General features: G+C 70.5%; 12 protein-coding genes. 3 read left to right on the forward strand and 9 right to left on the reverse strand.

The window, feature by feature from the left end; genetic code table 11:
• Window positions 1-29 precede the first annotated feature (29 nt).
• Window positions 30-1244, forward strand: coding sequence for an exonuclease SbcCD subunit D (locus QQX02_RS01920; RefSeq protein ID WP_301140869.1), 1215 nt, complete (start codon window positions 30-32; stop codon window positions 1242-1244).
• Complete coding sequence (locus tag QQX02_RS01925) at window positions 1241-4249, forward strand: AAA family ATPase (protein WP_301140870.1); 3009 nt, start codon at window positions 1241-1243, stop codon at window positions 4247-4249. The genes QQX02_RS01920 and QQX02_RS01925 overlap by 4 nt, the downstream gene beginning before the upstream one ends.
• A 44-nt stretch (window positions 4250-4293) precedes the next feature.
• On the opposite strand, the gene QQX02_RS01930 is transcribed toward QQX02_RS01925, so the two are convergent.
• Window positions 4294-5391, reverse strand: coding sequence for an Ltp family lipoprotein (locus tag QQX02_RS01930; protein WP_301140871.1), 1098 nt, complete (start codon window positions 5389-5391; stop codon window positions 4294-4296).
• Between the two features lie 434 nt (window positions 5392-5825).
• Between QQX02_RS01930 and QQX02_RS01935 the strand changes: the two genes are divergently transcribed.
• The gene (locus QQX02_RS01935; protein WP_301140873.1) at window positions 5826-6299 is read left to right on the forward strand and encodes a DUF6328 family protein; all 474 of its coding nucleotides are present in this window, start codon (window positions 5826-5828) and stop codon (window positions 6297-6299) included.
• A gap of 17 nt (window positions 6300-6316) precedes the next feature.
• Here the strand turns inward: QQX02_RS01935 and QQX02_RS01940 are convergent, their stop codons facing one another.
• The 8 genes from QQX02_RS01940 to QQX02_RS01975 are packed head-to-tail and all read right to left on the reverse strand — an operon-like array spanning window position 6317 to window position 13347.
• Complete coding sequence (locus tag QQX02_RS01940; protein ID WP_301140874.1) at window positions 6317-7117, reverse strand: DUF6390 family protein; 801 nt, start codon at window positions 7115-7117, stop codon at window positions 6317-6319.
• Window positions 7114-8037, reverse strand: a complete 924-nt coding sequence (locus QQX02_RS01945) for a DMT family transporter (RefSeq protein WP_301140875.1) — start codon at window positions 8035-8037, stop codon at window positions 7114-7116. The genes QQX02_RS01940 and QQX02_RS01945 overlap by 4 nt, the downstream gene beginning before the upstream one ends.
• Entirely contained in the window at window positions 8037-8384 is a 348-nt protein-coding gene (locus QQX02_RS01950; RefSeq protein WP_301140876.1) for a HypC/HybG/HupF family hydrogenase formation chaperone, read from the reverse strand. Before QQX02_RS01950 ends, QQX02_RS01945 begins: the two co-directional genes overlap by 1 nt.
• The gene (locus QQX02_RS01955) at window positions 8375-8902 is read right to left on the reverse strand and encodes a hydrogenase maturation protease (RefSeq protein WP_301140877.1); all 528 of its coding nucleotides are present in this window, start codon (window positions 8900-8902) and stop codon (window positions 8375-8377) included. The genes QQX02_RS01950 and QQX02_RS01955 overlap by 10 nt, the downstream gene beginning before the upstream one ends.
• Window positions 8899-10206, reverse strand: coding sequence for a Ni/Fe hydrogenase subunit alpha (locus tag QQX02_RS01960; RefSeq protein ID WP_301140878.1), 1308 nt, complete (start codon window positions 10204-10206; stop codon window positions 8899-8901). The genes QQX02_RS01955 and QQX02_RS01960 overlap by 4 nt, the downstream gene beginning before the upstream one ends.
• The gene (locus tag QQX02_RS01965; protein ID WP_301140879.1) at window positions 10203-11177 is read right to left on the reverse strand and encodes an NADH-quinone oxidoreductase subunit B family protein; all 975 of its coding nucleotides are present in this window, start codon (window positions 11175-11177) and stop codon (window positions 10203-10205) included. Before QQX02_RS01965 ends, QQX02_RS01960 begins: the two co-directional genes overlap by 4 nt.
• Window positions 11178-11192: 15 nt before the next feature.
• Window positions 11193-12065: an FAD/NAD(P)-binding protein gene (locus QQX02_RS01970; protein ID WP_301140880.1), complete on the reverse strand. Its 873-nt coding sequence runs from the start codon at window positions 12063-12065 to the stop codon at window positions 11193-11195.
• Window positions 12066-12090: 25 nt separating this feature from the next.
• On the reverse strand, window positions 12091-13347 hold the full coding sequence (locus QQX02_RS01975; protein WP_301140881.1) for a 4Fe-4S dicluster domain-containing protein: 1257 nt from the start codon (window positions 13345-13347) through the stop codon (window positions 12091-12093).
• Between the last annotated feature and the right edge of the window lie 147 nt (window positions 13348-13494).

Raw genomic sequence — 13494 nt, forward strand, 5'->3', positions numbered from 1 at the left:
GCGTCGGTCGCGCCCGCTAGCCTCGGGCCATGCGCCTTCTCCACACCAGCGACTGGCACATCGGCCGCACGTTCCACGGGCACAGCACCGACGATCACCTGCGGTCGGTGCTCGCCGCCATCGCCGATGCGGTGGCTGAGTTCAGCGTCGACGCCGTCGTCGTCGCGGGCGACATCTTCGACAGCTCGACCCCCAAGGCCGGGGCCTTCACGCTGCTGGCCGATGCGCTCCGAGCCATTCGCGACAACGGGGCCCAGGTGGTCCTCACCTCGGGCAACCACGACGGCCCCGCGAGGCTCGCGCACAATGCCGCCTTCGCCTCGGCCGGCGGCGTCCACATCAAGGCCGACCACACGGACCTCGCCTCCCCCGTCACGCTGAGCGACGAGCACGGCGAGGTGCTCGTCTACGGCATCCCGTATCTCCACCCTGAGTTCATGCGCGGCGCCTACGCGGAGTTCACCGGGTCGACCCATCAGGACGCCCTGGCATTCGCCATGGATCAGATCAGGGCCGATGCGCTCGCCCGCCCCGGCAGTTCAGATACGCAGGGCAAGACCCCACCCCGGTACGTGGTTGCCGCCCACTGCTTCGCCGCATCGGCCGCAGGCACCGCCCCGCCGGAGACGACCGAGGACACCGGCCGCGCCGAGGAGCGCGACATCACGCGTGGCGGGCTCAACCTGGTGGACATCGCGACGTTTGACGGGCCGGCGTACACCGCGCTGGGACACATTCATTCGCGCCAGACCTTGAGCGACACGGTCCGCTACAGCGGCGCTCCCCTGCGGTTCTCGTTCGGCGAGCGGAGCAGCGCGAAGGGAATGTGGCTCGTGGACTTGGGCGCGGACGGCCTCGAGAGTGCGACCTGGCTCGAGCTGCCCACCCCGCGCGCAGCCGTGCGCCTCGAGGGGACGCTGGCCGCGCTCATGGCCCCCGATGCGCACCCCGGCGCCGAGGAGGCCTGGGTCGAGGTGATCCTCACCGATGACCAGCTGCCGCGCGACGCGATGCGCACGCTCCAGGCGCGCTACCCGCACGCGGTGACGCTGTCGCATCGGCCCGCCAACCGCTACGACGCCGGTCCGCAGCAGTACGCGGAGCGCGTCGAGGGCAAGAGCGACGCCGAGGTGCTCGAGGAGTTCCTCACGTATGTGCGCAACGGCGCGGGCCCCACCGACGCCGAGCACGCCCTGCTCAATGAGGCCCTCGACGCGATCGACGCGCGGGAGGCCACCCGATGAAGGTGCTCTCACTGGAGGTCGAGGGATTCGGCCCATATCTGCGGCGCCAGACCATCGACTTCGCCGAGTTCGACGACGACATCTTCGTGATCACCGGCAAGACTGGCGCGGGCAAGAGCACGATTCTGGACGCCATCGTGTTCGCCCTCTACGACGCGGTGCCGCGCTACCAGGGCGCGGCCAAGTCGGTGCGCAGCGACTTCTGCACGCCCGAGGACCCCACCGTCGTCACCCTGGAGTTCGAGTCGGGTGGCGAGCGGTATCGCGTGCGGCGATCCCCGGAGTTCCGGCGACCCAAGCAGCGCGGCGAGGGCCTCACCACCCAGAAGGCCGAGGCGACGCTGTGGGTCGAACGCGACGGCTCGTGGGAAGCGCTGGCGGTGCGCCCCGTCGAGGCCGGGCAGCTCATCACCGACATCCTGGGGCTCAGCGCGGACCAGTTCCTGCAGGTGATCCTGCTCGCCCAAGGGCGGTTCCAGAAGTTCCTGGAGGCCAAGACCGATGAGCGCCGCGACGTGCTGCGGTCGCTGTTCGGCACCAGCCGGTTCGCCGCACTCGAGCGCCATGTGCGCGACGTCGCGAAGGAACGGTCACGCGAGGTCGAGGCGGCCGATGCCGGCTTGGGCGAGCTCATCGCGCGGGCGTCGTCAGAGGCCGGGGTTGCGACTCCGGGGCTCGCCGAGCGCGACACCTGGCTGGCTGCCACGGCCGATGCGCTGGCGGAGTCAGCACTGGAGGCGGAGTCCGCGCGCATCAGCGCAGGCAAGAATGCCGATGCGGCGGCCACCGCCCTCGCAGCGGCGAAGGCTGCCGCGGACAAGCAGGCGAAGCTGGCCGAGGCTCGCGAGACGGTGGCGGCGCTCGAGGCACGCGCCCACGAGCACGAGGCCGATCGCTCCCGGCTCGATTCGGCGACGCGCGCGAAGCCGGTGGCGGCGCCGATGCGCGCCGTGGAGCGCGCTGAGGCCGAGGTCGAGAAGGCGACGCTCGCGCGGGACGCCGCTCTGGACAGCGCTCGGGCCGCGGCCATGGCGGAGGTCGCGTGGCCGCAGGCGTCCGGGAGGCTGGCGGAGGCCTCCGAAGAGTCGCTGGCCGCGCGCGTGAGCGAGTTGGCGGGCGAGATCGGCGCGCTGTCGACGGCGCTGGAGCTGGAACTCGCGCTGCCCCGGCTGCGCGAGGAGGCGGAGTCGGCCGAGGCCGCCGTGACTGCGGCTGCCGACAACCGAGATGCGGTGCAGAAGGACATCGACGCGCTGCCGGAGCTCGCGAAGGCGCTGCGCGCGGCTCGCGATGAGGCGGCGGCGACGGCGGCACGTGTCGACGACCTCGAGCAGGCGCACGTGCGCGCCGAGGCCGTGGCGCAGGCCCACGAGCGCGCCCTCGAGCTGGCGACCGAACTGGCCGGTGCAGCCCAGGACCGCGATGAGGCGCTGAAGGCTCACGCCGCGGCGACCGAGGCCTACAACGACCTGGTGCAGCGGCGCCTGCGGTCGCAGGCGGCCCACCTGGCGGCTGAGTTGACCGACGGCGAGCCATGTCCAGTCTGCGGAGCGACGGAGCACCCCGCACCCGCCCAGCCGTCGGACCATCACGTGACCGACGACGAGGTCGACGCCGCACGCGCCGCTGAGGCAGAGGCGTCCGATCTGCTCAAGGGCGCCAAGGACGCGGTGGCGGGGGTGGAGTCGAATCTCGCGGTCGTGCGGGCGACCGCGGGCGACCGGGACGCGGAGTCGGCGACCGCCGCCGTCGAGGCCGCGCTCGCGCAACTGGAGGCCGCGCATGCGGCGGCCGACGAGCGCGCACGGCTGGACGAGCAGCTGGCGGGTCTCGATGAGCGGGAGTCAGGGCTCAAGGAGTCGCTCGCCTCGACGTCGGGGTCGCTCGACGCGGCGCGCGCGGCACGGACGCAGGCGATGGCCGCAGTCGAGTCGGCGGAGAAGGCGGTCGCGAAGAGCCGCGCCGAGTACGAGTCGGTGGGCGCCCGGGCGCGCGACCTCGAACGCGCTAAGGAGTTGGTGGCCGCGGTCGCGCAGGCCGTGGGAGCTCTGGCCGCTGCGACATCCGCCGTGTCGCAGGCGCGGGCGTCTCTCACGGAGGCGCTCGACGAGTCGGGCTTCGACACCGCCGAGGCGGCACGGGACGCGCTGCTGCCGGAGGTCGATCTGGTGGCGCTCCGCGAGTCCGTCGCCACGCACGAGTCGAAGCTCGCGGGCGCCAGGGCCGTGGTAGCCAATCTCAGTGCCGAGGACCTGCCCTCGGTGGCGGAGGCCGCGGCGACGACGGACCTCGAGGCGCTGACCGCATCGGCCGTCGAGACGGCCCAGGCGAGAGACGACGCGGTGGCTGCCGAGACCGCCGCGGTCGCGCGCAGCAAGCGGTTCCAGGCCCTGCGCGCCGAGTACGCCGAGAAGGCGGAGTCGTCGCAGCAGGCGCGGGCCGCGCGCGACGTGGCGCTGACGCTGGCGGACAGCCTTGAGGGCAACCCGCCGAACGATCGCCGGATCCGTCTCGAGTCATTCGTGCTGGCGTCCAAGCTCGAGCGCATCGTGGCGGCGGCGAACGTGCGGCTGCAGGTGATGTCGAGCGGGCAGTACCGGCTCGAGCACGACGACGACAAGCAGTACCGCAACACCCAGGCCGGGCTGGGCCTCAGGATCGCCGACTCTCACACCGGCCAGTCGCGGTCCACCAGCTCGCTCTCGGGCGGCGAGACGTTCCTCGCGTCGCTGTCCTTGGCGTTGGGACTCGCGGAGACGGTGACCGCCGAGGCGGGCGGCATCCGGCTGTCGACGCTGTTCATCGACGAGGGCTTCGGGTCGCTCGACGGCGACACCCTCGAGGTCGCGATGTCCACGCTGGACGAGCTGAGGTCGGGCGGCCGCACCATCGGACTGATCTCCCACGTCGAGGCGATGAAGGAGCAGATCGCGGCGAAGCTCGAGGTCGAGCGGCTGGCCGATGGGTCGAGTCAGGTGGTGCCGTACCCGACTCGGGCCACGTAGGACCTGCGGCGCAGTCGTCCCAGTCCAACCCGGATTGGGAGTGCCTACAAGCCGACCTCATCGACCGCGTGAGTCGCCTGCGCGGTAGTGAATCCCTCGTACTTCAACTGGTCAATGAGACTGGCGCGTGAGAACGACGAGAAGTCGAGATACGACTCGGCGGACTTGACCGCCTGTTCGTTCCAGTCGGCGTCCACCGCATCGGCTCCGTGCGTCGCTTGGTCGCTAGTGAATCCTTCGTACTCCAGTTGCTCGATGAGCCCCGTGTACGAGAAGGCCGAGAAGTCGAGGTACGACTCAGCAGACTTGGCAGCCTGCTCCTTCCAGTCCGCCCCGACCGCATCGACCGCGTACTCGGCATCCGCAGACGCGAAGCCTTCGTACTCGAGCTGTCCGATGAGCCCCGCACGAGAGAAGGCAGAGAAATCGAGGTAAGACACAGCCGACTCTCGGGCGTTCTCCTGCGCGACCGTTTCTTGTGGCGCATCGTCGGCAGGCTCGTCCGTCTCTTGTGGCTCTGTTGGCTCCTTGGCCTGATTGGACTCATCGGGCTCGTCGCCAGGGCACGGTTCATCATCCTTCACCGCGGCAAGAAGCACTCGGGCCTCGACGGGCACCTCAGCACCTGCGGCTGGCTCCTGGGTGCACACGGTCCAGTTCGAGTCGACGAGCTGCAACCGTCCCTCGCCTGACGCGTCCTCCTGGTCAACAAGGTACGAGCCAAGTGCCTGAAGCGAGTCCTGTGCGTCCTGCAGGTTGGAACCCACCACCTCGGGCATCACAAACGTCGTCGGCACCGCAGACTCAGACGGATCGGCTGATGAATTCGCGACCACCGGAGAGGGCGACGGGCTCGCGACCGCCTCACCATTACCGCCAGAGGCCGCGGCGCCGAGCGCACCAATACCCAGAAATGCCACCAACGCGGCACCGGGAATGACGAAGCGCTTCTTCTTCCACCACGGCCGTGCGTCGGGCTCGCCGGGCGTTGGAGGTGGGCTTGCCGCCACTCCGGCGTTCGGCTCCGCGCTTGATGTCGGTGACGCTGCCGGCACGATGTGGTCGGTCCATTGCGAACCGTCCCAATAGCGCTGGCTACCGTCGGGCTGGGCGTACCAGTTGGCGGGTGCGTTGTCTGTCATCGCTCGTTCACTCCCTCAAGCAGCAGACTCGCTCCTGGCCATGCCGACCAAATCGCACCATCCGCTAGTGCTGAGAAAAGGCTAGTGATATCACAGGTGAAAGTCACCTCAGTGTTTTGAATGCCACACAGTGCACACGGATCGCCGGACCGTGCTTAGCCTTAAGTTCGGAGAATTTCGACAACTACGCGTATACGCCTACGCATTTCTCCAACATCTGGAGATACCGTCGCAAATGCCGCCTATTGGTCGCTTCACGTCGAGGCGATGAAGGAGCAGATCGCGGCGAAGCTCGAGGTCGAGCGGCTGGCCGATGGGTCGAGTCAGGTCGTCACCCGCAGCGCGATGGCGCACACCCGGGCGGGGTCAACCGCGCCGGATTAGGATCGTCTCGACGCGCAGATCACCGTCGCGCGAGAGGGGACGGGAGAGCCATGGCGACCGACTCGGACCACGATGCCAAGGTCGAGCAGCTGCGTGAGCGCTACCGCGAACTGCTCGAGGAGCTGCGCACCATCATCCCGGGCTCCCAAGTGCTCTTCGCATTCCTGCTGACGGCACCGTTCAGCGCTCGTTTCGAGGAGCTCGACGACTTCGGGCGCAACGTGTTCGTGCTCGTCCTGCTGGGGGTCGCCGCCGCAACCGTGTTCTTCATCGCGCCGGCAGCCTTCCACCGGGTCAGCAGTCACCCCTACCGGCACACCCGGCTGCGGTACGCCATCAGGTTCGCGATCACCGGCATGGTGCTGCTGGCGGCGTCGATGTCGGGAGCGGTCTTCGTGGTGACCCGGTTCATCTTCCACGACGTCGCATGGGTGGGGGTGGCCACCGGAGCCGCCGTCGCGACGCTCACGGCAGTGCTCTGGTACCTGCTGCCGCTCCTGCGCAGCCGCCGCACGCGCGAGTAGGGCGCTCACAAGAGCGCTCAGGACAGAACCGTCGCCGGCGCGGAGTAGCGGCAGGAGCTCACCGCCGCCAGCTCGATGGACGTCGACTGGACCAGCCACGACATCTCGCGCGGATCCAGCCGATCGCACACCCAGTCCCAGTGCAGCGACACCCAGTCGCCGGGCACGACCGGCCGGCTGAGCCCGTGCCCGTCGCGCCGCAGCTGCGCCGTCTCGAGCGTGCGCGGGCCGAGGTGGAGGCGCCGCCCGTCCCACTCGAGGTGCCGGCTGCGGACCACGGCGACCTCCCCGTCGAGCGACACCACGTGGCCCCACCGGATGCGACAGCGGTCCAGCACCTCGAGCGGCGCGTCGCCCATCCCACCCTGCAGCAGCCCCACCCACGGGTACACCCCGAACACATGAAAGCTGTGATGCGGGGTCCCGCCGTTTCGCACCCCGTCCTCGAGCCGCTCGAACTCCTGACGGCTCAGCCGCGGCCGGAACCTCTCCTCGAGCGAGCGAGCGAAGGCCGCTCCCCCGCATCGGGCCAACGCCGGCCCTCCCAGCCAGTACGTCGCGACCACCGCCGCGTCGAGCGGCGCCCGGCCCAGGCACTCGCCGATGTGCTCGAGATACGGCCACGCGCCCGCGAAGCCACGCGCCACCTCCGCGAGCGCAGGCCCCGACGCACCTTCGCTCACGCGCTCGAGCAGCTCCCCGGCGCGGTCGGGCCCGCAGTAGCCCTTCTCGTTGGGCGGGAACGCGTAGCGGCCGAAGAGGATCGCGCCGTCGGCCCCGAGGGGCACGGCGTCCGGCCGATGCGCGGTGAGGGTCACGTCACGGCTCGCCTCCCGCGCAGGCTCAGCTGGGGCGCGATCCACACCATGACCGTGCCCGCGGCGATCATCACGAGCCACGGCGCCTGAGCGGAGAGCGGCACGGCGTCGAACGCCCCCGCGAGCGCGGCCGTCACGAGCGCGCCGAGCGACAGCACCGCCGTCACGTCGACAGCCTGCGCCCGCGTGAGGGCCTCGTGCCACGACAGCACGTAGCCCGCGAGCAGCACTCCGGTGACGGCGACCCAGCCCCACTGAGTGGCCGTCGACGGCACCACGGTGCCCAGCGATCCGGTCATGGCCGACCACGCGAGCAGGGCGAGCGATCCGCCCGCCATGCGGGTGAGTGACAGGGTCCACGCCGACATGTCCCGCAGCAGGCGCTTGGTGATGGCGACCTCGACGGCCCACATCAGCGTCGCGGCCGCGATGAGCGCGGTGCCCACGTCGGCGATGATCCGCACGTCACCCGCGAGCCCGAGCTGCGCGACGATCAGCAGCGCGATCGCGGCGCCGTGCCACCACGTGAGCTTCTCCTTGAGCAGCAGGACGGCGAGCACGGCCACCCACACCAGCTGGGTCTTGTGCAGGAACGCCGCCTGGGTGGACGCGGTGCTCGCGAGTCCCTCAAAGAACAGCACGAATGGCACTGCCCCTCCGAGCACCGCGACCACGATCAGACCCCACCAGTGCCCGGGTCGCGACGGGCGGGTGAGGGAGACGGCGCCGGCGCCCTTGGCGCGGCGCGCGAGCACGAAGGCCAGGGCGATCACCAGGGCCGATGCGGCGTTCTTGGCGGTCGTGTACGCCGTGGCGTCGCCGTACGCGGCCACGCCGTTGGCGTTGACGTAGATCGCGACGCCGGAGATGGTCGCGGTGACGGCGGCGAGCGCGAGGCCGCGCGTGCGGGTGGAGGTCATCACTGCACCTCCTTGATGGGCGGGGCCCCCTGCTCGGGTGAGGCCTCCTGGGTCTCCTGGGTGGACGGTGTCCCCTGCGGCACCGGTGTCTCTGGCGACTCGGTGCTGGACGCTGTTTCGTGGTGCGCGGGGCCGACTGCACCCCGGATGCGCAGCGCCTCCTGCGCCTGGGACTCGGTGAGCCGCTCGAGCGCGAAGCCCGAGTTGATCACCACCCAGTCGCCGGGCCCGATGTCGTCGTCGGACAACGTCATCTCGAGCACCTCTTGACGCACCCCGTCCACATCGACGACGGCGCGGCCGTCACGGTGCACCTCGATGACCTTGGCAATGGTTCCTAGGCACATGTCGTGGCCTCGATTCCTTCCCTGGCGAGCTCGGCCTCCACGGCGGCTGCCGCGGCGCCTATGCTCGCGCTGACCTGCGGGGACATCGGCCCGTAGGCGAACGTGGCCGCCTCGACGCCGACGATGATGACTCGCGGGGGCAGAGTCCCCAGCGCCCGTGCGAGCTCCACTGCTCCCGCGAGTCCGAATGCGTGGGTGCCGCCCCGGCCGCTCGCCGCGAAGGCATCGGTGGGCAGCGGCGGGGCGTCCGCCCCGGCCTCGATCACCTGGACGGTGCCCGGCTCGCGGCCCGACGCCACCGCGTCGACCACGATGGCCTCGCGGCATCCGCCCCACAGCTGAATGAGCGCGGTCGGGTCCTCGCGCGTCACCACCCGCACCTGGCCGCCCATCCGCTCGCCGACGCGCGCGGCGACGGCGCCGCCCACCGCATCGTCCCCCCGATCGGGCGAACCGAGCCCGACCACGACGAGCGGTCCGACCACCACCACGCCCTCCACTTCCTCGACGGCGCTCATGATCGCTTCACCCGGAGGTCCAAGAAGTGCGTCGCGCACGAGATGCAGGGGTCGTAGTTGCGGATGGCCGCCTCGCAGCGGTGCGTAAGGGCGTGGTCGTCGAGGTCCACCCACTGCTCGGCGGCGGTGCGCAGGTCCATCTCGATGCTCGACTGATTCTGCGACGTGGGCGGCACGATCTGCGCGTCCTCGATGATGCCCGCCTCGTTGACGCGGTAGCGGTGCCAGATGGTGCCGCGCGGCGCCTCGGACGCGCCCACCCCCTCGCCGGCGCGCGGCCACGTGGGCACCGACGGTGCGTGCCCGTCGGTCCAGCCGTCGATGATCCGCAGAGCCTCCTCGAAGGCGTAGGCCAGCTCGACCGTGCGGACGATGATCGACTTGAACGGGTTGCGGCACGTCTCGGTGAGGCCCGCAGACAACGCAGCCTCTTGGCAGCGCGGGCTGAGCTGGTCGAAGTTCAGGGTGTAGCGCGCGAGCGGCCCCACGAAGAACGGCTCGCCGTCGAACCGCGCGTGCAGCGCGTTCGAGTGCGCGACGTGGAACTCCTCGACGTGGAGCGGCATCTCGGCCACGGGGAACCGCACCCCGGACGATGCGACCACCTCGGCGCCGCGCTCGAGCGGGTAGTAGTCGGGGTGCCGCAGGGACACGTAGGTGTAGTCCTGCTCCATGTCGGGGAAGTCGAACGTGGACACGAGCTGGACTGCGGCCAGCGCGTCCTCGAGGCCGCGCTCCAGTTCCGGCCGCAGGGCCATCAGGTCGGCGAGGGCCGGCATGCGGTAGAAGCCGCCCACCCGCACGTTGACCGGGTGGATCGCGCGACCGCCCACGGTGTCCATGAGGTCGTTGCCGCACTTCTTGAGCCGCAGCGCCATCTGCACCACGTCCCCGTGGGTCTCGGCCATCTCCAGCACCGAGTCGTAGCCCAGAAAGTCGGGGGCGTGGAGCATGAAGATGTGCAGTGCGTGCGACTCGATCCACTCGCCGCAGTACAGGAGGCGGCGCATGGTCTGGATCGCATCCGTGGTCTGGACGCCGCAGATCACCTCCATCGCCTCCGTCGACGCGCTCTGGTACGCGACCGGGCAGATGCCGCAGATGCGGGCGGTGATGTCCGGCGGCTCCGTGTAGTGGCGGCCTCGCAGGAACCCCTCGTAGAAGCGCGGCGGCTCGAAGATGTTGAGCTGCACGTCGACGACCTTGCGGTCCTTGATCTCGATGTGCATCCCGCCCTCGCCCTCGACGCGCGCGAGCATGCCGACGTTGAGGACCTGGCCGCCGTCCTTGAGCGTGTGCGTCATCGTGCGCCTCCCGCCTCGACCGCGTTGCCGGCCGCCTCGAACTCCGGTGCGCCCGCGTTGAAGGTGCGGTACACGCGGACGATGTCCGCATCGGCCATCCCCAGCTCGACCAGCTGCGTGGTGAGCGACGCCGTGTTGGTGGTGTCCTGCGGGCCGAAGCAGCCATAGCAGCCGCGTCCGTAGGTGGGGCACAGCGCGCCGCATCCGGCCTGCGTCACCGGGCCCAGACAAGGCGTGCCGTTCGCGACGGGCACGCAGATGTTGCCCTTGCGCTTGCACTCCACGCACACCGAGTAGGTGGGGATGCGGGGCTTGCGGCCGTTCAGGTACGCCGCGAGCACCTCGATCAGCTGGCGCTTGTCGACGGGGCAGCCGCGCAGCTCGTAGTCGACGTCGACGTGGCTCGCGATGGGCGTCGAGGTGTCGAGCGTGGAGAGATATTCGGGGTGCGCGTAGACGATCGAGCGGAACTCGTCCACGTCCGCCCAGTTGCGCAGCGCCTGGATGCCGCCGGCGGTGGCGCACGCGCCGATGGTGACCAGGGTGCCGCTCTGCGCGCGGATCTCGTGGATGCGGCGCATGTCCTCGGGAGTGGTGATCGACCCCTCCACGAGCGAGAGGTCGTACGGGCCCTCGACCACGGCGCGGGTGGCCTCCGGGAAGTAGGCGATGTGGACGGCGCCGGCGATCGAGAGCAGTTCGTCCTCGCAGTTGAGCAGGCTCAGCTGGCAGCCGTCGCAGCTGGCGAACTTCCAGACGGCGAGCTTGGGGCGTGCGGCCGATGCGGGGGCTGGCGCTGGCTTCGCAGCCTCCGCGAGCGCGGGCTCAGGGACGGCGCCTTGCTCGGGCCCAGAGCCTGGCTCAGCTGCACCGGCCTGCTCGCGCGCGGCGCCTGGCTCAGGACCAGACGCTGGCTCAATTCCACCAGCCGACTCAGCTGCGGGTCCGTGGTGGTGCTCGTGGTGAGTCATGTCACCGCTCCCCTCTCACAGTTCCCGCACGTCCATGAGCGGCTCGAGCCGCGCATAGTCCAGCACTGGCCCGTCGACGCAGACGAACAGCTCGCGCATCTGGCAGTGCCCGCACAGGCCGATGCCGCACTTCATGGACCGCTCCATCGACAGCCGCACGCGGGAGGGGCTCACGCCGCGGCTCACGAGGGCCGACGCGGCGGCGCGCATCATCCCCTCGGGGCCGCACACGAACGCGAAGGCCCGACGGGGGTCGAAGCCCGCGCGGCCGATCAGCTCGGTCACGAAACCCACGCGCCCGCGATATCCGTGGGGCGCGTTGTCGACGGTCATCTGCACGTTGACGCCGTCGAGGTCGGCCCACCGCCGCATCTGCGCGCCGTAGAGGGTGTCGTCGGGGGTCCTGGACCCGTACAGCAGCAGCACCTTGCCGTAGCTGTCGCGCTCGGCGAGCACGTCCAGGATCGCGGGTCGCAGCGGCGCCAGCCCGATGCCGCCCGTGACGAACACGACGTCGTGGCCGCGCGCATCGGCCGCATCCCACGAGGTCCCGAAGGGGCCGCGCACGCCGATCTCGGTGCCGGGAGGCGCGTTGACCAGGGCGCGGGTGACGGCGCCTACGTTGCGGATGGTGTGCTCGAGCGGCGCGGGGTGACGGGGGTCGCCCGAGATCGAGATGGGCACCTCCCCTACGCCGAACGCGTGCAGCATGGTGAACTGGCCGGCGCGGAACGTCATCTCGTCGCCGCCGTCGACGGGGTCGAGCAGCAAGGTGAAGGTGTCGCGGGTGTCCTGGCGCACGCGGGTGATCGCGAAGCGGCGCGGGATCATCGGGTCGGCCCGACCCGTGCGAGCAACCGCATCGGCGATGGTGCCAACGCCAGCCATGGCTGCTCCTCTCTACTGGATCCCGCTACTGGATCCCACTTGCCACAGGCAGTGGCTCATGAGGAAGGCTGCCGCCGGAGCGCATGCGTCCCAGCGCCGCGGCCTCCTCGGTGATGTCGATGCCTGCCGGGCACCAGGCGATGCAGCGGCCGCAGCCCACGCAGCCGAGCATCCCGAACTGGTCCTCCCACGAGGACAGCTTGTGCGTGATCCACTGGCGGTAGCGGGCCTTGACCGACTCGCGGGTGGGGCCGCCGTGGATGTACGTGAAGTCCTCCGAGAAGCACGAGTCCCACACGCGGTGACGCTCGGCGGTCGCGCCGGTGAGGTCAGAGACGTCCTCGACGGTGGTGCAGAAGCACGTGGGGCACACCAGCGTGCAGTTGGTGCACGACAGGCAGCGCGAGGCGACGTCCTCCCACCGCGAGGACTCAGCCGATGCGCGCAGGTCGTCGTGCACGGTCGCGGTGGAGATGCGGCGGCTCTGCTGCGAGGCGGCGTGGGCGGTGACGGCGAGCGCCTCGTGCTGGTCGTCGAACTCCGCGGGCCACGTATCGATCGCGTGGACCACGTCGCGGCCGGCCTCGGTGCCGATCTCGAGGACGAAGTGGTGCCGGTCCGGGTCGCTGGGGGCGATCTCGGTGAGCAGCAGATCGTACGAGGGCTCGCCGGTGGCCGGGTCGGTGGCGGCGGGACGCGGGCCGGTGCCCATCGAGGCGCAGAAGCACGTGGCAGCGGGGTCGGAGCAGGCGACGGCGACCACGAAGGTGGCCTCACGTCGGGTGACGTAGTGGGCGTCGATGTAGGTGCGGCCGGCGAGCACCTTGTCGTGGATCTGGACGGCGCGCAGGTCGCACGAGCGGACGCCCAGGAGCGCGATCGGAGGGGCGTCCAGTTGGTCGCGCTCGACGGTGAAGCCGGGGTCGTGGGTGCTGGTGGTCGCGGTGGTGGTCGCGCTGGTCGAGGCAGCGCCGGTCGAGGCAGCGGCAGGGTCGCGGCGGCCACGCCAGATCACCTCGTGCGCAGGGAAGAACACCGGCTTCGACGACTGCGCAGGGGCCGCGAAGCCGAAGTAGGCGCCGTCGTCACGCTTGCGCAGGCGGTAGCGGGCGGGGTCTTGCTCGTCACCCACCCCCTGCGGGAGGTCGGAGGCCGAGCGGATCTCGCCGGTGACGATCGCATCGTCCCGGAGCGTGGGGCCCATCACCGTGTAGCCGCGGCTTCGCAGCTGCGCGATGAGGGCCTCGAGTCCCGTCACCGGGAGCAGTCGGATGTCATCCATGACACGCCTCCACTTGCGACGCTAGACCGCAGGGCCGCGCGTGGAGGGGACGTTGGTCCCGGGGCTGGTGAGGTGCTGGGGAGCGTGCTGGTTGTCGGCCGGTACCGCGCATCGCAGTCGCGTGTCAGTGCGACTCAGGGTGCGGGT

Origin of the sequence: Demequina muriae (assembly GCF_030418295.1) — a bacterium.
GTDB lineage: Bacteria > Actinomycetota > Actinomycetes > Actinomycetales > Demequinaceae > Demequina > Demequina muriae.

Bases quoted from the DNA above. Each gene is read 5' to 3' on its own strand.
- QQX02_RS01945 (WP_301140875.1), bottom strand. From the start codon at position 8,037: ATGACCTCCACCCGCACGCGCGGCCTCGCGCTCGCCGCCGTCACCGCG.
- QQX02_RS01960 (WP_301140878.1), bottom strand. From the start codon at position 10,206: ATGACGCACACGCTCAAGGACGGCGGCCAGGTCCTCAACGTCGGCATG.
- QQX02_RS01955 (WP_301140877.1), bottom strand. From the start codon at position 8,902: ATGAGCGCCGTCGAGGAAGTGGAGGGCGTGGTGGTGGTCGGACCGCTC.
- QQX02_RS01920 (WP_301140869.1), top strand. From the start codon at position 30: ATGCGCCTTCTCCACACCAGCGACTGGCACATCGGCCGCACGTTCCAC.
- QQX02_RS01965 (WP_301140879.1), bottom strand. From the start codon at position 11,177: ATGACTCACCACGAGCACCACCACGGACCCGCAGCTGAGTCGGCTGGT.
- QQX02_RS01970 (WP_301140880.1), bottom strand. From the start codon at position 12,065: ATGGCTGGCGTTGGCACCATCGCCGATGCGGTTGCTCGCACGGGTCGG.
- QQX02_RS01930 (WP_301140871.1), bottom strand. From the start codon at position 5,391: ATGACAGACAACGCACCCGCCAACTGGTACGCCCAGCCCGACGGTAGC.
- QQX02_RS01950 (WP_301140876.1), bottom strand. From the start codon at position 8,384: ATGTGCCTAGGAACCATTGCCAAGGTCATCGAGGTGCACCGTGACGGC.
- QQX02_RS01975 (WP_301140881.1), bottom strand. From the start codon at position 13,347: ATGGATGACATCCGACTGCTCCCGGTGACGGGACTCGAGGCCCTCATC.
- QQX02_RS01925 (WP_301140870.1), top strand. From the start codon at position 1,241: ATGAAGGTGCTCTCACTGGAGGTCGAGGGATTCGGCCCATATCTGCGG.
- QQX02_RS01935 (WP_301140873.1), top strand. From the start codon at position 5,826: ATGGCGACCGACTCGGACCACGATGCCAAGGTCGAGCAGCTGCGTGAG.